This window comes from Flavobacterium gelidicaeli, assembly GCF_013294005.1.
Classification (GTDB): Bacteria; Bacteroidota; Bacteroidia; order Flavobacteriales; family Flavobacteriaceae; genus Flavobacterium.
The window spans coordinates 184,510-205,154 of record NZ_JABSNK010000006.1 but is presented as its reverse complement, the minus strand read 5'-3'; the positions used below and the strand labels follow the sequence as shown (position 1 = coordinate 205,154).

Genomic DNA, 20,645 nt, shown 5'->3' with positions numbered 1-20,645 from the left:
GTTCTATATTGCATTGTAATGGAATGTAAAATAGATGTGGTTTTTTATTTTTTATAATCTAAAAATACACCTGTAACTTTCTGTTTTTACTATATTTAGTGTATTCAATATTGAATTAATTTTTGAACACTATTCGCTACCATTCGAAATATAATTTTTAAAATGTTAAATTCACAAGCACTACTTTTAATACTTTATTCCTTCTTTTTTTTTAGTGATAATCCTATCTCTGAAAAACCAATTCCTTCAAGATCAGAGGTTTTAAAAATAACAAAAGACGCTACTAATTATTTAAATGAAAATAATTTTGAAAAATCATTTGTTTTTTCAAGACTCGCACTTCATTATGCAATTAGTATGAAAGACGATTACTTAATTGCAAAATCATATAATATAATTGCTTCTAATTATGAAAGCTTAGCCGAAACTGATAAGGCTATTTTTTATTTTAAAAAAGGATTGTTTTACGCTAATAAAACAGATAATGATACTATAAAAAATGGACTCAATAATAACTTAGGAAATATTTATTCTTTTGGAGAAAATGATTTTAATAAGGGATTGTATTATTATAAAAAATCGTTAGGCTATAGCAATAAAATTGGTTCTCAAGTAAATGTTTTTATTACAAAAATGAATATTACATGGGCTTATTTTTATAAAAATGATTTTGAAAATGGCTACCCTTATTTAGATTATCTTAATAAAAATAAAGATAGATATGCTGATAATTCTGATTTGATGATTGTCAATATGTTAAACGGAATGTATTATAGCAATAAGAATGATTTTGCTAAGGCAAATCCTTATTTTGAAAACGCAGTAAATATTGGAGGACAATTACCTACTAAAGACGATGTGGTTTATGTTTATGAAGAATACGCAAAACTTTTACTGAAACATGGTGATTATAAAAGAGCTTATGAAAATTTAGCGATCTATAATATTATCAATAAAGACATATATAATTCTGAAAAATTACGAAGAACAAATGTTGCGGGTGTCAACCTCGAATTAGACGAGTATAAAAGAAAAATTGATTTAATTGAAACAGAAAATGATTTACAATCTAAGAGTTTGCAAAAAACTAAAATCATTAATATACTTGTTGTAATTGCCTTAATTGTTCTTTTAATATTACTTTATACTCTTTATAAAAGCTATACTTTTAAGAAAAAAAGCAATGCTGATCTAATACTTAAAAACGAGGAATTAAAAATAGCTAAAGATAAAGCAGAAGTTGCGTCGCAGTTAAAGTCGCAATTTGTTTCAACAATAAGCCATGAATTAAGAACTCCATTGTACGGTGTCATTGGAATTACAAATTTACTATCAGAGGAACACAAAGAGCTTGCGGATAGTCCGCATTTAAATTCGCTAAAATTTTCTGCAAGATACCTGCTGTCATTAGTTAATGACGTATTACAAATTAATAAAATTGAAGAAAATAGAATTGTTCTCGAAACATTGGCTTTTAATATCAACGACGAAATAAAACTTATAAATGATTCTCTAGCTTTTATTGCCGAAAATCATCACAATACAGTTACAATAAACATTGATCCTGAAATTCCTGAATATTTAATAGGTGATAAATTAAGATTTTCACAAATAATGATAAACCTACTTAGTAATGCGCTAAAATTCACTCAAAATGGTCGCATTCTTCTAGAGGCTAAATTAGAAAAGGTAGAAGTTGATACCTATTTTATAGCTTTTAAAGTTCAAGATAACGGAATAGGAATTGCTGTAGAAGATCAGGAGAAAATTTTTGAAAAATTCAGTCAAGTGAGTAGGCAAGAAATTGATTATCAAGGAACAGGTTTAGGACTACCTATTGTGAAAAGATTATTAGAACTCTTCAATAGTAGTATCATTATCGAAAGTGAATTAGACAAAGGGACTACGTTTAGATTTGTAATACCGTTTGAATACGATCCTTATAAAACGATTGAGACTTTTAATAATAATAATTTAGATTTGCAATCAGGAGAAAGCTACTCTGTTTTAGTGGTTGATGATAATAAAATTAACCAATTAGTGACAAAAAAAATAATAGAAAATAATAACTATAAATGTACCATAGTTGATTCGGGTTTTGCGGCTTTAGATGCTTTAGAAACGGAAACATTTGATGTTATTTTAATGGATATTAATATGCCATTAATGAATGGTTTTGAAACGACTAGAAAAATAAGGCAACGAGGAGTGGTAACAGCCATAGTTGCTTTAACGGCATTTGATAAAGAGGAAATTACTGAAGAAGCTATTTCGGCAGGATTCAATGATATTATTATAAAACCATTTGATCCAGTACTATTATTTAAAACGATCAATAACCTTATTCATAGTCAAAACGAAGAGTTCTTAGTTTAAAAGTTTTATTTTTATTATAAGATTTTGGTAAAAAAAAAGTGCTTTTCCTATATTAGAAAAAGCACTTTTTTGTGACTATTAGTTAAAGACTGTGTATTAATACCATCTTTTTTTATTCTGTTTAGAAGTAGTTGACTTTCTTGATTTATGAGCAGCACCGCTTCTATTAGAGTTTTTAGGTTGAGTTGAACCTCCAGAAGCAGTTTCAGGACTTCCTGAATGCCAAGGGTAAGGGTGTTCCTTAACTGTTTCAACATCTACTTTAATTAATTTTTGAATGTCTTTCCAGTAGGCATGTTCATCTTTACTACAAAAGGAGATTGCTACACCACCGTTACCCGCACGACCTGTTCTACCTATACGGTGAACATAAGTTTCAGGTATATTAGGTAAGTCAAAGTTGATTACAAATGGTAATTGATCAATATCAATTCCACGTGCAGCAATATCAGTTGCTACAAGTACACCTACTTCTTTATTTTTAAATGCTTCAAGTACTCTTTGTCTTGCATTTTGTGATTTATCACCGTGAATTGCTTCTGCAGCGATGTTGTTTTTTCGTAATGCTTTTACAACATTGTCGGCACCGTGTTTTGTTCTAGAAAAAACAAGCACATCAGTCAAATTATCATTTTTAATTAAATGATATAACAAGTTTCTTTTTTCTGCTTTTTCGACGTAATAAATCTTTTGCTCTACATTTTCTGCAGTAGAAGATACTGGAGAAACGGTTACTGTCTCTGGATTAGTTAAAAACATTTCTGCTAGTTCACGAATCGCAATTGGCATTGTTGCAGAAAAGAATAAAGTCTGTCTGTTCTTTGGCGTAAGCTTAACTATTTTCTTTACATCATTTACAAATCCCATATCGAGCATTTGATCAGCTTCATCAAGTACTAAAGTGTGTAAGTGATCTAGGTCAATAAACCCTTGTTTATGCAAGTCAAGGAGTCTTCCTGGAGTTGCAATTAAGATGTCTACACCATTTTTTAAAGTATCAACTTGTGGGTTTTGTGAAACACCACCAAAAATAGTCAATTGTGTAAGGTTAGTGTATTTTGCATACGTATCAAAACTTTGACCAATTTGAACAGCAAGCTCTCTTGTAGGAGTAACTACTAATGCTCTAATTTGTTTGGCTTTTTTTGACGATCCTACAATACGGTGTAGTTGGTGTATGATTGGGATAGCAAATGCTGCTGTTTTTCCTGTTCCTGTTTGGGCACAACCTATTAAATCTTTTCCAGCTAACACTAATGGAATAGATTGTTCTTGAATAGGTGTAGGGTTAGTATAGCCTAGTTCGTATACGGCTTTTTGAATACTTTTTGAAAGTGATAAATCTTCGAATAACATATTTTAAATATTAAATATCTTGTATTAAGTACATAGATAGTGGTGCAAAGATAGTGTTATTTATCGATTCGCTAATTTTTGGCTGTATTTCTACTCTTTTATTGGTTTGATTTTATAAAGTCGGTTACTAAATAACCAATAAGTTTACCAATTAAATGGTTATTCTTCTCTTCTCCTAAATCAGGTGCGCCTTCGCAAATGTGTAAATAAGCAGCACTTTTACTTCTTCCGAAGAAAGATACAAATTGACGCAGTTGTTCTACTGAAAATCCACTAGGTGTCATGGCACTACTAGCAATGTTTGGAATTGCATCTAAGTCAATTTCGAGACCAAAAGATTCTGTTTTAACAAATTCTAAGGCGCTAATCATTTCTTGATTAAATTCTTTTTCTCTCCTTATATTCAAACTGTCATAAGTAGTATAGCGAACGCGATCTTCGGTTTTTTTAATAAGATCTAAAACACTTTTAGAAGTATAGTTTTCATGCAAACCAAAAATAAAATATTTTTTTAAAAAACCTTCCTCATATGCATACGAAAAACCATTGCCGCTATGGCGTCCTTCTAGAATTCTAAAATCAGAATGCGCATCAAAGTTGATAGCGTTAATCGGTTTTCCTTTTGCGAGAGCAGTACCTTTTATATTACCATAGGAATTATTGTGGCCTCCGCCAATGATAATAGGGATTTTACCTGCTTTTACGATACTGAAAATAATATGAGAAACCTCTTTGTCAATTCGCTCTACTAATTGGCTTAATTTAGAACGGTCATCGATGTCATTAAAATCAAGATTTTCGACTTCTTTCATTTCAACGCTAACGTTAATTTGACCTAATATCAGGATTTGACTGCCTTTACAAAAGCGATTATGTTGAATATTTGCAATATTTGTTATAGCACTTTTCCAAGCCGATGCAGCGCCAGGACGGCCATAATTTGCTCGGATGCCTATGTCTTCAGGAATTCCTAAAATCACATATTTAGCCTCAGTCTCTTCTAAAAACAACAGAGGATCAGTACCTTTAGGAATGGTCATCATTTTTTCACCAAACTTAATTTCGCCGCTTCTGTGATTAGTTACCTTAGCAAGATCACTAGGTGTAAAAGGCACAAGTTTTTCCATAAACAAATTTATATTTTTTCAAAAATAATATAATTGTATAAACTTACGTTATAACTTAAATATATATTGTTAAATTTGAATAAATAATAATTTTAAAAATGGAAAATCAGAAAAGCAATTCAAGTCTAAAGGCAGTTATAGCTGTATTAGCAGTTTTATTAGTGGGTAGTTTAGTTTATATTTTTAAAGCAACATCTGACGCTGATGCTGTTAAAACTGAATTGAAAACTACATTGACTGAGAAAGAGTCAGTTATGAAAGATTTACAAGAATTGAAAGCAACTTATGATGCTGCAATTGCTGAAAACACATCAATGTCTGATGAGTTAATTCAAGAGAGAGATAAAGTTGTTAACTTAATTTCTGACTTAAATAAGTCTAAAGGTGATGTGAATTCATTATCAAAATACAAAAAACAATTCTTTGCTTTACAAAGCAACATGAAAGTTTTAATGGCTGAAAATGATGAGTTGAAAAAAGAGAATGCTCTTGTGACTTCTCAACGTGATAGTACTGTAGTTGTTTTAGGTGAATCTAAAAAATACAATGAAGTATTAGTAGGACAAAACGAAGAGTTATCTAAAGCAGTTGAAAAAGCGTCTAAATTGACTATTTTAAATATGAAAACTGCTGCTTACAAAATGAGAAGTTCAGGTAAACAAATAGAAACTGACAAAGCAAGTAGAGCTGATGTATTAAAAATTAGTTTTACAATTGCTGAGAATGAAGTAGCTAAATCTGGAGATAAATCGTACTATGTACAAGTTATCGATAGTAAGAATAATGTTTTAGGAAATAAAAATACGGAGACTTTTGGAGATAGCTCTTTAGTATATAGTTTCATTACTAATGTGAAATATGAAAATAAAACAGTTCAAGTTACTGAGGATTTACCAGGAAAAGACTTTGCAAAAGGAACTTACTTTGTAAATATTTTTGATAAAAACGTATTGGTTTCAAAAACAAGTTTTACTTTGAAATAGTAGACTATTTAATTTAAATAAAAAAAGAGGAGCATTTCGCTCCTCTTTTTTTATGCAATAACTTTACCTTCAATATAAACTTGATCAATTAGATTGGTCCCAAAAGCATAGGGCAGTTGGTTGTATGAGTGAATTGGTTTTGTAATTATAAAGTTGGCTTTTTTACCCACAGTTATACTTCCATGTGTGGTAGATAAATCCATTGCGTAAGCACCATTTATAGTAGCGGCATTAATAGCTTCTTCAGGTGTCATTTTCATTTTGATGCAAGCAGTAGCTACTACAAAATTCATGTTTCCAGATGGAGTAGAACCAGGGTTGTAATCTGTAGCTAAAGCCAATGGCAAGCCTGCAGCAATCATTTCACGCGCTGGAGTATACGGGATACTTAAAAAATAAGAGCAAGATGGTAATGCTACCGGCATGGTATTCGTGTTTTTTAAGGCTAGAATATCTTCGGTTTTCATTACTTCAAGATGGTCAACAGATAATGCATCATACTTTACTCCAGATTGGATTCCGCCAATAGAGTTAAATTGGTTCACATGTATCTTTGGCTTTAAGCCAAAACGAATACCTGCTTCCATAATTTGTTCTGTTTCTGCTACAGTAAAATAGCCGGTTTCACAAAACACATCAATGTATTGTGCTAAATTTTCTTTGGCTATTTGAGGAATGATTTCATTGATTAAAAGATTAATGTAACCTTGATGATTGTCTTTATAAGCTAAAGGAAAAGCATGAGCCCCTAAAAAAGTGGCTTTTATCGCAATAGGGTAATGCTGTGCTAATTTTTTAATAACACGAAGCATTTTTAATTCCCCATCAACGGTCAGTCCATAACCAGATTTAATTTCGACTGCTCCGGTCCCTAAGCGCATTACTTCTTCCAAGCGTTCTTTGGATTGTTCATAAAGTTCCTCTTGGGTGGTTTCGTTTAATTTTTGTGCTGAGTTTAAAATTCCTCCTCCGCGATTGGCAATTTCTTCATAACTCAAGCCGTTTATTCTATCTACAAATTCTTGCTCTCTATTTCCAGCGTAAACTATATGTGTATGGCTATCGCACCAAGTGGGTAAAATCATTTTTCCCGTTGCATCAATGGTTTTGTCAAAAGTTGTTTGAGGAATTTTTTTCATTGGTCCAAATTCAGCAATCAAATTATCTTTGATAACTAAATAGGCGTTTTTTATAGTAGGAAGAACAGCCATTTCACTACCAGAGACTTTTAAAATGTTGGATTCGCGTACTTGCAGTAATTCTTTTATATTTATTATTAAAGTTGTCATCGTGTTTTTTATTATTCCGAAACCGTGATTTCGAACATTTTGTCCCAGTTTTTCCCAGTTACAAAAATAGTTTTGGTTTTTGGGTTGTAAGCAATTCCATTTAATACTTCGGCGGCACTATTTTTTACAATTTTTCTTAACCCTGATAAATCAATAATCCCTTCAACAGTTCCGTCTTTTGGGTTTACTACAGCAATAGCGTCTTTTTGCCAAACGTTAGCATAGATTTTTCCGTCGATCCATTCTAGTTCATTAATTGCTTTGATCTTTGTGTTTCCAGAATAAACATTAATGTAATCAAGCATTTGTTGATTATCAGGATTAGTTGTCCAGATTTTCTCAGTTCCATCTGATTGGTAAATGTTTTTTCCATCATTTGTCATTCCCCATCCTTCAATATCTTTAGTAAAAGCAAATGTTTTTTCTAGTTTTAAAGTGTTTGGGTTATAAATGAATCCTGTTTTTTCTTGCCAAGTCAGCTGATATAACCTACCATTTACTACAGTTATTCCTTCTCCAAAATACTTGGCATCAAGATCTACTTGCTTGAATACTTTTCCTGTTTTGTAATCGTATTTTCTTAAATAGGAAGTTCCTTTTTGCCCTGTTCCTTCATATAAGGTGTCCTTGTAAAATTCTAATCCTTCAGTGAAAGAAAGTGTGTCATGGGGATATGTATTTAGAACTTTATACTTTAATAATTTAGGTTGTACTTTAGATACTAATTCAACTCTTGCGGTGGCTTCAGAATTTTCTCCATCATAATAAACCAATGCTTTTAGGTTTTGATAGCCTAACTTTTGATCAGTTAATGCTAAAGTAAATTGGTCAGCAGCTTTAGCTGAACCTACTTTTTTGTCATTTACATAATATATAATACTATCGATTTCTTTAGAATTAGGATTTAAAACTGCCAATTTAAGTACGTCATCAGACACATATTTTTCTTTAAATTCAGATTTATTGAAGGTAAATAAAGAATTTTCACCTTTTTTTGTATCTCCACAATTGCTAAGAGTGATGCCTAATAAAATGATAGATAGGAAGTTATATTTTTTCATGTTTTGTTTTTTTTGATACCACAATATACAATGTTATTTTTACAGCACAAAGGGCTTGCAAAAATATAAAAAGGTTGTATATTTGCACCGGCAAGTCCTACACGACCAGCTCCTGCAGACTCCCCCAGGATGGGAACATAGCAAGGGTACGTGGTTGAGCGGTGCGATGTAGGTCGCTTGCCATTTTTTTAATCTGAACTTAGTTCAGATTTTTTTATGTCAATTTTTTAATATTATTCCTAAAATAAAAACAATAATAGTCTTCCTTATGGAGGATTTTTTTATTTTTGGGCTATTCTAAAAAAGAAGCATTTTTAAAAACGTTGCTCTTTACTATAAAAATACAAATTGATGAATAAAGTAGTGCTGATTACAGGAGGTTCGTCCGGAATAGGAAAATCTATTGGAGAGTTTTTGCACCATAAAGGGTTTGTGGTTTATGGAACAAGCAGGAATCCTGAACGAATTTTGAATTCGGTTTTTCCTCTTGTGGCGCTTGATGTTCGTGATCCGGCTTCAATTCATACGGCTATTGCTAAAGTAATTGCTACTTCAGGACGTTTAGATGTTGTGGTTAATAATGCAGGCGTGGGGATTACAGGGCCTCTTGAAGAAATTCCTACTGTTGAAATGAAAAATCATTTTGATACTAATTTCTTTGGGCCTATTGAAGTAATGAAAGCGGTGTTGCCACAAATGCGTACACAACATGCGGGATTGATTGTAAATGTGACTTCAATTGCGGGTTATATGGGATTGCCTTATCGGTCTATGTATTCGGCTTCTAAGGGGGCTTTAGAGTTGGTTACCGAAGCGTTGCGCATGGAGGTGAAATCTTTTGGGGTTCATATTACTAATGTGGCACCAGGTGATTTTGCTACTAATATTGCATCAGGACGTTATCATGCGCCAGTTATAAAAGGATCTGCTTATGAAGTTTCCTATGGTGAATCCTTGCGTACGATGGACGAGCATGTTGATGGCGGAAGTAATCCTAATGAAATGGCTGAAGCTGTTTATAAAATAATCCTAACTAAAGAACCTAATGTACATTATAAAGTAGGTGCCTTTATGCAAAAGTTCTCGATTGTATTGAAAAGAATACTACCAGATAAAATGTATGAAAAAATATTAATGAACCATTATAAGTTGTAGTTTTACGACGAATTTGCGTGAAGGATTGCAGTGGAAATCCTTTTATTTTTTTCTTTAAAAAATAAAAGATTGTAACGAAAAGCCTGACCCTTGGGGCACGCCCAAAAAAACAAACACACAATTAATTAAATATAGAATTATGAAGTTTTTTATTGACACGGCTAATTTAGCTCAAATTAAAGAAGCACAAGCATTAGGAGTTTTAGATGGGGTAACTACAAATCCATCATTGATGGCTAAGGAAGGGATCACTGGAAAAGACAATATCTTGAAGCATTATGTTGACATTTGTAACCTTGTAGAAGGAGATGTTAGTGCTGAAGTAAATGCACTTGACTATGACGGAATGATTAAAGAAGGAGAAGAACTTGCTGAATTACATGAGCAAATCGTAGTTAAATTACCTATGACTAAGGAAGGTATTATGGCTGCTAAATATTTCTCAGATAGAGAAATTAAAACAAATGTAACATTAGTTTTCTCAGCAGGTCAAGCTTTATTAGCTGCAAAAGCCGGTGCGACTTATGTTTCGCCATTTATTGGTCGTCTTGATGATGTGTCTACTGATGGATTGGCTTTGATTGAAGAAATTAGAGATATTTATGATAATTACGGATACGAAACGCAAATTCTTGCTGCCTCTGTACGTCACACTATGCATATTGTAAATTGTGCAAAAATTGGTGCTGATGTTATGACTGGACCACTTTCGGCTATTTACGGATTATTAAAACACCCTTTAACTGATATTGGATTAGCGCAATTTGTTGCTGATTTTGAAAAAGGGAATAATAAATAATAAATAACAATATTGAGTGCATAGTCACTGGATATTGCTGAAATAAAAAAAGTCCCATTTGCTTAGCAAATGGGACTTTTTTATGGAATAATATATCTGAATTACTTTCTAACAAAAGGAGGTAATAATTTTGAAGATACTTCTCCAAAACCAATACGTACTTGACTGTTTTTACAAAAACCTTTCATGATTACAGTATCATTGTCATTGATAAATTTACGCTCCGTACCATCATTAAGTTTGATTGGGTTTTTACCACCCCAAGTAAGTTCAAGCATCGAACCGTAACTGTCTGGTGTAGGTCCTGAAATAGTACCTGATCCCATCATATCACCAGAGTTCACACGGCAACCATTTGAGGTATGGTGTGTTAACTGCTGGTTCATTGTCCAATACATGTGTTTAAAGTTGGAGTTGCTCACTATTGTTGGTTCTGCATCTTCTGGCTGAATTGCTACTTCTAGATTAATATCAAAAGAGTGCTTTCCTTTTTGTAAAAGGTAAGGAAGTGGACTTGGATTTTGTTTAGGTCCAGGAACTCTAAAAGGTTCTAAAGCATCCATAGTAACAATCCATGGAGAAATAGACGAGGCAAAATTCTTAGCTAAGAACGGTCCTAGCGGCACGTATTCCCATTTTTGAATATCACGAGCGCTCCAGTCATTTAATAAAACCATTCCAAAGATATAATCTTCAGCTTCACTAATAGGAATCATTTCGCCCATTACATTAGCATCTGTAGTGATGAAAGCGGTTTCAAGTTCAAAATCAATTAAACGGGATGGTCCAAAAACTGGTGTGTCCTCTCCAGCTGGTAATGTTTGTCCTATAGGTCTGTGAACAGGTATTCCTGAAGGGACGATTGTAGAACTTCTACCGTGGTATCCTACGGGTATGTGTAACCAGTTAGGTAATAAAGCATTTTCTGGATCACGAAACATTTTTCCTACGTTTGTAGCGTGTTCTTTGCTGGAATAGAAATCAGTATAATCACCAATAAGTACTGGTAACTGCATTTCTACATCAACAATATCAAAAATTACAATATCACGATGTTTTTGTACATCGCGAAGCTTTGGATTATTGCTATCAAAAATGTCAGCAATACGATTACGAACCAATCTCCATGTTTTTTTTCCATCAGAGATAAAGTCGTTTAATGTGTCTTGCATGAACATGTCATCAGTTAATTCAATACCTGCAAAGTAATTTAGTTGTTGTAAAGCACCTAGATCAATTGCAAAATCACCAATCCTTGTTCCTACGGTTACAACGTTTTCTTTCGTAAGAAAAACTCCAAAAGGAATATTCTGAATTGGGAAGTCACTGTTCTCTAGTACTTCTAACCATGATTCACGGTTAGTATCGTTTGCTGATATTGGCATAATATGTTAATTGTTTTGTTGAAAATTATAGTTCAAATATATTATAATCTAGGAGTTTGGCAAGCGTTTTTTTGTATTTTTGCTACAAATTAACTAAAAACAAAGAAATGCAACGCGACGAACAAATTTTTGACCTTATTCTAGAAGAACAAGAAAGACAAATACACGGATTAGAATTAATTGCTTCAGAGAACTTTGTAAGTGACGAAGTAATGGAAGCTGCTGGTTCAGTGTTAACTAATAAATATGCTGAAGGATATCCTGGAAAAAGATATTACGGAGGCTGTGAAGTAGTAGATGTTATCGAGCAAATTGCTATTGATAGAGCTAAAGAATTGTTTGGAGCTACTTATGCAAATGTACAGCCTCACTCAGGTTCTCAAGCTAATACAGCGGTTTACCATGCTTGTTTACAACCTGGAGACAAAATTTTAGGTTTTGATTTATCTCATGGTGGGCATTTAACTCACGGATCTCCTGTGAATTTCTCAGGACGATTGTACACTCCGGTTTTTTACGGGGTAGATGCTGAAACAGGTCGTTTAGATTATGATAAAATTCAAGAAATTGCTACTAGAGAGCAACCAAAATTAATTATCGCTGGAGCTTCGGCTTATTCACGTGATATGGACTTTGAGCGTTTTAGAGTAATTGCTGATAGCGTAGGAGCTATTTTATTTGCTGATATTTCTCATCCAGCTGGGCTTATCGCTAAAGGCTTGATGAATGATCCTATTCCTCATTGTCATATTGTATCTACTACAACTCACAAAACATTACGTGGACCAAGAGGTGGATTGATCTTGATGGGTAAAGATTTTGAAAACCCAATGGGATTAAAAACTCCAAAAGGAGATATTAGAATGATGTCTTCTTTATTAGATTTAGCTGTTTTTCCTGGAAATCAAGGAGGACCTTTAATGCATATTATTGCAGCAAAAGCGGTTGCTTTTGGTGAGGCCTTAAAAGATGAGTTTTTTACTTATGCTATGCAATTACAAAAAAATGCTAACGCTATGGCTGATGCTTTTGTAAAAAGAGGCTACAATATTATCTCAGGTGGTACTGATAATCACATGATGTTAATTGATTTAAGAAACAAAGGAATCTCTGGAAAAGAAGCTGAAAATGCTTTAGTTAAAGCAGAGATTACTGTAAATAAAAACATGGTTCCATTTGATGATAAATCTCCATTTGTAACTTCGGGTATACGTGTGGGAACTCCTGCAATTACTACTCGTGGTTTGGTTGAGGAAGATATGGAAACAATTGTTGCTTTAATTGATAAAGTTTTATCAAATCATACTGATGAAGATGTCCTTGAAGAAGTAGCAAATGAAGTGAATGAAATGATGAGCGAAAGAGCAATCTTCGTTTTCTAAATAGTAGTCATAAAGTCTTAAGGTCGAAGGTCGAAAGTCTAAAAAAGAGATGTGAATTTCTGTTTTTATTTTGATCTTCGACTTTTATTTTTTTGACTCTACAATTTTTGACTTTTTAACTTTAAGACTTAAATAAATGTCTGTATTACGATTAGAATTGCCAACAGATCCTAGGTGGGTCAATATTGTTGAGAAAAATATTGAGGAAATCTTGACAGATCACGCTTGGTGTGAGCAAAAAGCAGCTACAAATGCCATTACAATTATTACAAATAACTCTGAGCACCAAGATTTAGTTCAGGATTTATTGGCTTTAGCCAAAGAAGAAATTGATCATTTTGAGCAAGTACACAATATAATTATCAAAAGAGGTTTGAAGTTGGGCCGAGAACGTAAGGATCATTATGTAAATGAGTTGTATTTGTATATGAAAAAAAGTGGTAATGGGAGTAGAGTATCCAGTTTAGTAGAACGATTACTGTTCTCTGCCATGATAGAAGCAAGAAGTTGTGAGCGTTTTAAAATATTATCCGAAAATATTCAAGATCAAGAACTTGCCGTTTTTTATCGAGACTTAATGGAAAGTGAAGCAGGACATTATACCACTTTTATTACCTATGCTAGGAAATATGGTACGGGAATTGATGTAGAGAAGCGCTGGAGAGAATGGTTGGCTTTTGAAGCCTCTGTAATTGCTAATTATGGTAAAGGCGAAACAATTCATGGATAGGCATTGTGTATTTCCTTTTTAGCTGAAATAGTAGAGGAACAGCAATGATTATTGAGATTATTAAGTATCAGGTATTTGCAAATTGTACAAATTTGTAGTGTCTTTTATTTTTGATTTAAGCCTAAGTTTATTTTCACGATTATTTTTTTTAATTTATATTTATAATCTTATTTTTAATTAACACATTTGAACTATAATGAGACTCTATATAAAATATGACGGAATTGTAGCTTGTAGAGTTATTCTACAAGAACAATTAGAGCGTTTAGAAATAGGTTATAAGCTTTTAGAACTAGGAGAAATTGAGATTTCTAACACTGTTTCTAAAGAACGTTTGGCTGAGCTACAAGAAGCTTTAAATAAATACTCTATATTTGTTGTAAGTAATGAGAAAAGCCAATTAATACAAAAAATAAAAGACGCAATTGTTGAAATGGTTTATGAGAAAGATAAACTTCCTTCCGTTACGATATCGCAATATTTAGCTGATAAATTGAATTTTAGTTACGGTTATATCACTAATATTTTCTCGGAATATACATATACTTCAATTGAAAATTTTATTATCATTCAAAAAATAGAAAGGGCAAAAAAATTAATTATTGAAGATGAATTGACTTTGACCGAAGTGTCTTATAAATTAAACTACAGTAGTGTAGCGTATTTATCTAGTCAATTTAAAAAAGTTACTGGATTAACTCCATCTGCTTTTAAAAGAATAGTAGATAAGCGTAGAAATTTATCAAATTAAATAAACAAACAGACAAACATATTATGATTACACATAAGGATTCGATACACATTTTGATTGCTGATGATGATGAAGATGATCGTGCTTTCTTTAGTGATGCAATGATGGAACTTAGAATGAATAATGAGTTAACATTGTTTAATGACGGAAGAGATTTAATGGAGTATTTAGCTAAGCCTGATATTATCATGCCCCATATATTATTTCTGGATTTAAATATGCCTTATAAATCAGGTTTTGAATGCTTAAAAGAAATTAGAGCTAACGCTAGATTTAAAGATGTTTCCATCGCAATTTACTCTACTTCATCATCTGAAAAAGATATTGAAGAGACTTTTGTTGAAGGAGCTAATATTTATATTAAAAAGCCTAACGACTTTACAAAACTTAAAAAAGTAATAAAAGAAGTGTTAAATATCAACTGGCAATTTCATTCATCAGGTTTAAATAAAGAAACTTTTTTCTTTAGCATATAATCTCTTTTAATGAAGTTAAAAAGGTTATATAGAAATTCTCAAATATTCAAAATTGCTTTAGGAATTGCAATTTTGGTTGTGGGTTACATTGCATCTGTTTTTTATAAACAGATGCAAAGTTTAGAATCCTCAGTTAATTTAATTACTAATTCTACAGAAACTCAATTAGAATTAGAACGTGTTTTATCGATCATTAGTATTTATGAAACGAGTTTAAGAAGTTACATAATTACAAAAGACAAATCGTATTTAGAGCATCGTTTTCTACGTAAAGGAGAGATAGATCTCAACTTTGAACGTATAAAAAAATTAGTAGCTAATAATAAAGGTAGAAGTAAAGATGTTGATCAACTTAAAAGAATGATTGAAACTCGTTTTGCTCTTTTTAAAGAAACCTTACTGTTAGCCGAAAGCAAAAATCCCGATAAAGATCAATTGATTTTAAAACTCAAAGAAAGCACTGATTTTACTGAGGCCATGAAAACTTTTGTCTACAAAACAATCAATGCCGAAGGAGATAAAATTAAAATTCATAATGATAACCATCAATTTGAGTTACAAGATTCCATAATAAGTGCTTTTTTATTGGTTATCCTATCCCTACTTATTTTATTACTTTCCTTCAACCGAATGAATGTTGATATTAATGCACTCAAAAAGGCAAATGACGACTTACAGTTTCTAAACCACTCTTTTAACAACGCAGAGAAAATTGCAGGTTTTGGTCATTGGAAAATTAATTTGGAAACAAAATTATATACATTTTCTGATAATTTCTTGCGATTACTAGGTGTTGACCCTGATGATTTTGTCGCCACAATTGAAAATGTTTCTCAATACATACATCCTGATGATGTAGATTACGTTTTAGAGACACACATGGAATCCTTGATCACACTTGAGCCTACTACAATGATGTTTCGTTATCTCTTACCTAATGGAGAAATTAGATACATAAGGTCTGTGGGTAGTTTTACTCGAAATAGTATAGGGGATTTAGTGAAAACTGGTGTAAATTATGATATTAGTGAACAATATAAAAAAACATTAGAATTAGAAGAAAATAACAAAGAACTAAAGAGCATTAATGAAGAGCTGGAGTCTTTTAATAATATTGTAAGCCACGATTTACAAGAGCCTTTACATAAAATCCAAATGTTTATTTCTAGAATTGAAGTAAATGAAATGGATTTAATTTCAGATCAGGGAAAAGTTTATTTTTCAAAAATTAAGCTTTCCGCCAATAAAATGCAGACATTATTAATTGATTTAGTTAATTATTCCCGAACAATTAAAGGAGATAAAGTTTTTGAATTAACAGATTTAAACCAAATTGTACATCAGGTAATAGACGATTTATCTTTTAATATTGAAGAAAAAAATGCGGTAATCGATCTGGCAGTTTTACCTATTATAAAAGTTATTCCGTTTCAAATTGAACAACTATTTATCAACTTGATTTCTAATTCTTTAAAATACAGTAAAGACGATGTGATTCCAGTAATCAGTATTTTTGAAGAAGAAATTTTTGCAAATGAAATCTATGAAAACAAAATCATCACTAATGAGGAGTATTGCAAAATAGTAATTTCCGACAATGGTATTGGTTTCAAACAAGAATATGCTAATAAAATTTTTAATTTATTTTATAGATTAGAGAAAGATGTTAAATACTCTGGAACAGGATTAGGACTTGCTATTTGCAAAAGAATTGTAGAAAATCATGATGGGTTTATTCAAGTGAATTCGGAGCCAAATAACGGTTCACAATTTGCGTTATTTATACTGAGAAATAGCTAGTAATTTCAAGACGCTTTTGCATTTAATGATAAAAAAAATAAACTTATGATTAGAATTACTCCTGCGACTACAAATGATTTTAAGACAATTCAAGACATTGCATATAAGACATGGCCTGCAACCTATGGAGCAATTTTATCAGAAGAGCAATTGAGTTATATGTTAACTAATTTTTATTCTGAAGAAACTTTAAAAGATAATTTGGTTAACAAAGGACATCATTTTATTCTAGCTTTAGAAGATGATAATTGTTTGGGTTTTACTTCATTTGAACATAATTATCAAAATAAAAATAAAACCCACATTCATAAAATTTATATTCTACCAGAAACTCAAGGAAAAGGTATTGGTAAAATTTTACTGGATGCTGTGGAGCTATCTGGTCTAGAGATTGGTTCAGATATCCTTTCTTTAAATGTAAATAGATACAATACGGCACTTGGTTTCTATAAAAAAATTGGTTTTGAAATAACAGAAGAGGTCGACATCACTTTTGGTGAAGGTTACCTTATGGAAGATTACATTATGGAGAAAAGATTGTGATATGAAAAAGTTTTTTACGGTATAGTTCTATTAATTAATACCTCAAGAAAGTATCACCCGATTTAATTCCTAGTGCGAGTTCTTCAAGATTGGTGTTTTCGAGCATGAAAGCTAATTCATTTCTAATGATTTTAAATTTGTCATGAACAGGACAAGGATGCTCCTCAGAGCAGTGACTTAAACCTAATCCGCAACCGGTAAAAACACGATCACCGTCAATTGCTGATACGATTTGTATTAGCTTGATTTGGCTCATATTTTTTTTAGGAATTTCAAAACCGCCACCAACTCCTTTTATAGAATGGATAATATCATTTTTGGAAAGTATCTGCAAAATCTTGGCTGTAAAAGCCTCAGGAGAATCTATTTTTTGCGCAATGTCTTTCAGTCCTACTCGGTTGTCTTGATAGGATTGAGAAGCGATAAAAATAGTGGCGCGAATGCCGTATTCACAGGTTTTTGAAAACATAATTTGTTTTTTTCAAAATTACGAAATAAGTTTAATATTTGGTGGTAATTAGGATAGTTTTGAGCGCAAACTTAGCAGTTGTTTTTGGACACGAATTACACAAATTTTCACAAATCGCTAAGAATTTAAAGAAAATAATTACACTAATTTTTCATTAACAATTCGTGTAATTTGTGGCTTTTTGTATTTTTTTGCCAAAGCAAATTTCCAGTTATCATCAAAATTCCCGTTGCCAATGGAACGCTACCAATAAATAAACTGAGATAATAATAAGGCAGTACTCCCATGTCAAAATACAAATACAATCCTTGTAGAAATAATAATATTTCGGTAGCTACAAAACCGATCAAGAAAACTTGGATTCCCCATTTATGAAATGCGTTTTTAGCATTTAGAAATTGATGTTGCAACGTAAAGCCAAACAGAAATCCAGTGATGATTCCAAGCATCGTTAAATGGATGTATCCAATAACAAAATTCCTAATTTGATGCGACATTTGAGCCAATTCAGGAACTAAAACAACCAATTGAATTCCGATTTTTAATACCAACGAAAATAGAGCAAAACCATAAACTGTTTTTTCTAACGAAGATAAAGTACCAAAAAATACTTGTAATTGTGATCTAGTATTTTGAATAAAAAGTATAGTAGCAACTAATTGTAGCACCACACCAACAACATTGAGCCAATAAAAAATAGGATTTGGAAGAAACCAACTTACCGGCAATGCCAACGTCAATATCGTTGCAATAACGAATAAGCTGTAGAACAAACGGAATTTTTTCTCTTCAATTTTTAATTTTATTTGTTTGAAAAACAAGGCTAAAACAGCGAATAAAAACCAACCATTAAATTGAAAATGTAGAAAATACTGAATGCATATTTGGTAAAAAGCACTTGATTTCCCCAGTAATCCAACTGCTGGTCCCAAACACCAAACTCCGAAAGTAGAGAAAACCATAAAAAGTAAAGCGGTGCGCAACATTCTTTTTTCGGGGAAAGTAGCGGGTTTTGCGTCTTTCCAAATCAATCGAGCGAAATAATAACTGCAAAAAATATGTAAAGTCGAAAAAAGGATAGAAACAAAAGCATAACCTTGAGCAGGGAAATCCAGCATCATGCCAATGACGGCGACTTCAGTAATCCAAAATAAGCGATTGTAAATCCTTTTTTGTTGTGCTTCTTTTGGAACAAAATTATAAACGATTAAAAAATACAACATCATATAAACCCAGCCCAACATGGCTACGTGAGAATGACCATGCATTAAAAACTGAAAATTTACGCCTTCGATTGGAGAAACATACATCCAACGGAGGAGCAATCCCATCAACGAAGCAACGAAAAAGTTTGCAAAACAAATTGCTATCCAATGTTTTTTCATAATCAATTTCTAATACGAACTGTAACTTTTTGCTGAATTTTAAAAATAAAACATTAAAAAGTTAATGGTATAAAACCTTAACTTTTCTTAATGGTTCAAAACATAATTTTAAAGCCAAAATGCATTATCATCTTTTTCAACAAAAGCTTCTTCGGTATGGATTTCTTTAATTTTAGCTAATTGATCCGTGGTGGCTACTTTTTGAATTTCAGCAAATAATACGCGCTCTTCAAAACGAATGTGTGCTTCCAATTCTTTATCAATTAGACTAAGGTTTTCTTTTAAATCTGTAGTCGCGTTGAATAAATCTTTGAGACGACTATGTTCTGACAACGCTTGTTGAATCAATGGATTATCATCTCCTAAAATCGTAAAAATATATTTTTCTTCTAATTCAAAATGAGGTTTTAGATGATTTTCAAAAAACCAATCAGTGTATTCTTTAATGCGTTCTAGTGACACTTCCTTTTTTATTCCAGTACGTATTTTCCAGCATAGCAATAATCCATGATGATGATCGTGGCTTAAAGGTTGTAATTCAGGGGCTCTTTTTAATGGTTTAGTATCGCTCATGAGCTATTTTTAAATTAAATGGTTTATAAATACAATGGAATAATCACCCTCTAAAATGTACTTTTATTTTTTCTGTCGAAAGTGTTTCTTTTTCCAATTCCTTGAACGAATAGCCTAATTTTTCAATAGTAGTCGTTCCGTTTACAAAATGCTGAATGTAATAATTTCCCGTATATCCTGCTTTTTCCAAAAAGAGCATCATTCGATGAATATCTTCTTTCTTTAATAAATCGGAATGCACCGTGGTACGAACTTCAAATGGCAATTTACTTTCAAGCAATAAATGTAGTGACTTTTCGAAAGGGAGAAAAAGATTCGATTGTGTTATTTTTTCAAAATTATCGGGCATCGCCTTAAAATCAAGAGCCACATAGTCAATCAACTCTTTTTTGATTAATTCCTCAAGTACTTTGGGTTGCGAACCATTGGTATCTATTTTGACTAAAAACCCTAGTTTTTTGACTTCTTCAATAAATAAAATACTTTTTTTATGCAGTAAACATTCGCCTCCGCTAAAGACCACAGCATCTAGCAATTGTTTCCTGCTGTTTAAGAATGCTAATGTTTTTTCGAAAGAAATACTGCCTTTGCCAAAAACAATTTCGGGATTATAACAATACAAACACCGCATATTACAGCCTGCAAACCAAAGAATGCAAGCTGATTTATGTGGGTAATCTAATAAGGTAAATGGAGTGATGCTATAAATTGGTTTAGCAACATTTTCCTTCTGTAAAATGGGTACGTTGTTTGTGTTCACCTTTTTTTCCTATGTTAAAACTTTCTACTGGTCTGTGATACCCCATAACTCGAGTATATACCAGGCATTTTGTTCTCAATGTTTGATTTTCTTCTAAAATCTGATTTGCTGTTGTTTTCATGGTTTTTAGTTTAAAAGTTTAACTAGTTATTTGTTTAAGGTTTAGAGTTTAAAATTGTTTAGAAGTTAATTGTTTAAAAATGTAGTGTTTCAATTGTTTAAAGTTTGTGAATATTGATATAATA

At 32.0% G+C, this 20,645-nt stretch carries 20 protein-coding genes and 1 other RNA gene; 11 read left to right on the top strand and 10 right to left on the bottom strand.

Translation table 11 applies throughout. The features are described from left to right. Positions 1–162: 162 nt before the first annotated feature. Positions 163–2,376, top strand: coding sequence for a response regulator (locus HNP99_RS11335; RefSeq protein ID WP_173853498.1), 2,214 nt, complete (start codon positions 163–165; stop codon positions 2,374–2,376). 96 nt (positions 2,377–2,472) lie between these two features. On the opposite strand, the gene HNP99_RS11330 is transcribed toward HNP99_RS11335, so the two are convergent. Both HNP99_RS11330 and HNP99_RS11325 read right to left on the bottom strand, forming a co-directional pair. Continuing rightward, positions 2,473–3,732, bottom strand: a complete 1,260-nt coding sequence (locus HNP99_RS11330) for a DEAD/DEAH box helicase (RefSeq protein WP_173853497.1) — start codon at positions 3,730–3,732, stop codon at positions 2,473–2,475. A gap of 98 nt (positions 3,733–3,830) precedes the next feature. Continuing rightward, positions 3,831–4,859 carry a formimidoylglutamase gene (locus HNP99_RS11325; RefSeq protein ID WP_173853496.1) on the bottom strand — a complete coding sequence of 343 codons (1,029 nt, stop codon included), beginning with the start codon at positions 4,857–4,859 and terminating at the stop codon, positions 3,831–3,833. Positions 4,860–4,957: 98 nt separating this feature from the next. On the opposite strand from HNP99_RS11325, the gene HNP99_RS11320 reads away from it, so the two are divergent. Continuing rightward, on the top strand, positions 4,958–5,842 hold the full coding sequence (locus HNP99_RS11320; protein ID WP_173853495.1) for a hypothetical protein: 885 nt from the start codon (positions 4,958–4,960) through the stop codon (positions 5,840–5,842). 50 nt (positions 5,843–5,892) lie between these two features. Here the strand turns inward: HNP99_RS11320 and hutI are convergent, their stop codons facing one another. Continuing rightward, on the bottom strand, positions 5,893–7,131 hold the full coding sequence (gene hutI / locus HNP99_RS11315) for an imidazolonepropionase (protein WP_173853494.1): 1,239 nt from the start codon (positions 7,129–7,131) through the stop codon (positions 5,893–5,895). Between the two features lie 11 nt (positions 7,132–7,142). After that, positions 7,143–8,192 (bottom strand): glutaminyl-peptide cyclotransferase, encoded by a 1,050-nt coding sequence (locus HNP99_RS11310; RefSeq protein ID WP_173853493.1) that lies wholly within the window; start codon positions 8,190–8,192, stop codon positions 7,143–7,145. An 88-nt stretch (positions 8,193–8,280) separates the two neighbouring features. On the opposite strand from HNP99_RS11310, the gene ffs reads away from it, so the two are divergent. The 3 genes from ffs (at position 8,281) to fsa (ending at position 10,146) form a co-directional block, all read left to right on the top strand. After that, positions 8,281–8,378, top strand: an RNA gene (ffs, locus tag HNP99_RS11305) — signal recognition particle sRNA small type. Between the two features lie 165 nt (positions 8,379–8,543). After that, a complete protein-coding gene (locus HNP99_RS11300) occupies positions 8,544–9,347 on the top strand; it encodes an SDR family oxidoreductase (protein WP_173853492.1) in 804 nt (267 codons plus the stop codon). A 139-nt stretch (positions 9,348–9,486) separates the two neighbouring features. After that, a complete protein-coding gene (gene fsa, locus HNP99_RS11295; RefSeq protein ID WP_173853491.1) occupies positions 9,487–10,146 on the top strand; it encodes a fructose-6-phosphate aldolase in 660 nt (219 codons plus the stop codon). Between the two features lie 101 nt (positions 10,147–10,247). Here the strand turns inward: fsa and fahA are convergent, their stop codons facing one another. Next, complete coding sequence (gene fahA / locus HNP99_RS11290; RefSeq protein ID WP_173853490.1) at positions 10,248–11,531, bottom strand: fumarylacetoacetase; 1,284 nt, start codon at positions 11,529–11,531, stop codon at positions 10,248–10,250. 107 nt (positions 11,532–11,638) lie between these two features. Between fahA and glyA the strand changes: the two genes are divergently transcribed. The 6 genes from glyA to HNP99_RS11260 all read left to right on the top strand — a co-directional run bounded on the left by glyA (position 11,639) and on the right by HNP99_RS11260 (position 17,213). Continuing rightward, on the top strand, positions 11,639–12,913 hold the full coding sequence (gene glyA, locus HNP99_RS11285) for a serine hydroxymethyltransferase (RefSeq protein WP_173853489.1): 1,275 nt from the start codon (positions 11,639–11,641) through the stop codon (positions 12,911–12,913). A 136-nt stretch (positions 12,914–13,049) separates the two neighbouring features. Then, on the top strand, positions 13,050–13,643 hold the full coding sequence (locus HNP99_RS11280) for a MiaE family protein (protein WP_173853488.1): 594 nt from the start codon (positions 13,050–13,052) through the stop codon (positions 13,641–13,643). Positions 13,644–13,839: 196 nt separating this feature from the next. Then, positions 13,840–14,394, top strand: coding sequence for a helix-turn-helix domain-containing protein (locus HNP99_RS11275; protein ID WP_173853487.1), 555 nt, complete (start codon positions 13,840–13,842; stop codon positions 14,392–14,394). Between the two features lie 23 nt (positions 14,395–14,417). After that, positions 14,418–14,870: a response regulator gene (locus HNP99_RS11270; protein ID WP_173853486.1), complete on the top strand. Its 453-nt coding sequence runs from the start codon at positions 14,418–14,420 to the stop codon at positions 14,868–14,870. 9 nt (positions 14,871–14,879) lie between these two features. Next, positions 14,880–16,670, top strand: a complete 1,791-nt coding sequence (locus tag HNP99_RS11265) for an ATP-binding protein (protein WP_173853485.1) — start codon at positions 14,880–14,882, stop codon at positions 16,668–16,670. A 45-nt stretch (positions 16,671–16,715) separates the two neighbouring features. Continuing rightward, a complete protein-coding gene (locus HNP99_RS11260) occupies positions 16,716–17,213 on the top strand; it encodes a GNAT family N-acetyltransferase (RefSeq protein ID WP_173853484.1) in 498 nt (165 codons plus the stop codon). Positions 17,214–17,247: 34 nt separating this feature from the next. On the opposite strand, the gene HNP99_RS11255 is transcribed toward HNP99_RS11260, so the two are convergent. The 5 genes from HNP99_RS11255 to nrdD all read right to left on the bottom strand — a co-directional run bounded on the left by HNP99_RS11255 (position 17,248) and on the right by nrdD (position 20,521). Next, positions 17,248–17,682 carry an RrF2 family transcriptional regulator gene (locus HNP99_RS11255; protein ID WP_173853483.1) on the bottom strand — a complete coding sequence of 145 codons (435 nt, stop codon included), beginning with the start codon at positions 17,680–17,682 and terminating at the stop codon, positions 17,248–17,250. A gap of 143 nt (positions 17,683–17,825) precedes the next feature. Next, positions 17,826–19,067 carry a hypothetical protein gene (locus HNP99_RS11250; protein WP_173853482.1) on the bottom strand — a complete coding sequence of 414 codons (1,242 nt, stop codon included), beginning with the start codon at positions 19,065–19,067 and terminating at the stop codon, positions 17,826–17,828. Between the two features lie 108 nt (positions 19,068–19,175). Continuing rightward, the gene (locus HNP99_RS11245; RefSeq protein WP_173853481.1) at positions 19,176–19,640 is read right to left on the bottom strand and encodes a hemerythrin domain-containing protein; all 465 of its coding nucleotides are present in this window, start codon (positions 19,638–19,640) and stop codon (positions 19,176–19,178) included. Between the two features lie 43 nt (positions 19,641–19,683). Continuing rightward, a complete protein-coding gene (locus tag HNP99_RS11240) occupies positions 19,684–20,400 on the bottom strand; it encodes an anaerobic ribonucleoside-triphosphate reductase activating protein (RefSeq protein ID WP_173853480.1) in 717 nt (238 codons plus the stop codon). Continuing rightward, positions 20,354–20,521 (bottom strand): anaerobic ribonucleoside-triphosphate reductase, encoded by a 168-nt coding sequence (nrdD, locus tag HNP99_RS11235; RefSeq protein WP_173853479.1) that lies wholly within the window; start codon positions 20,519–20,521, stop codon positions 20,354–20,356. The genes HNP99_RS11240 and nrdD overlap by 47 nt, the downstream gene beginning before the upstream one ends. Between the last annotated feature and the right edge of the window lie 124 nt (positions 20,522–20,645).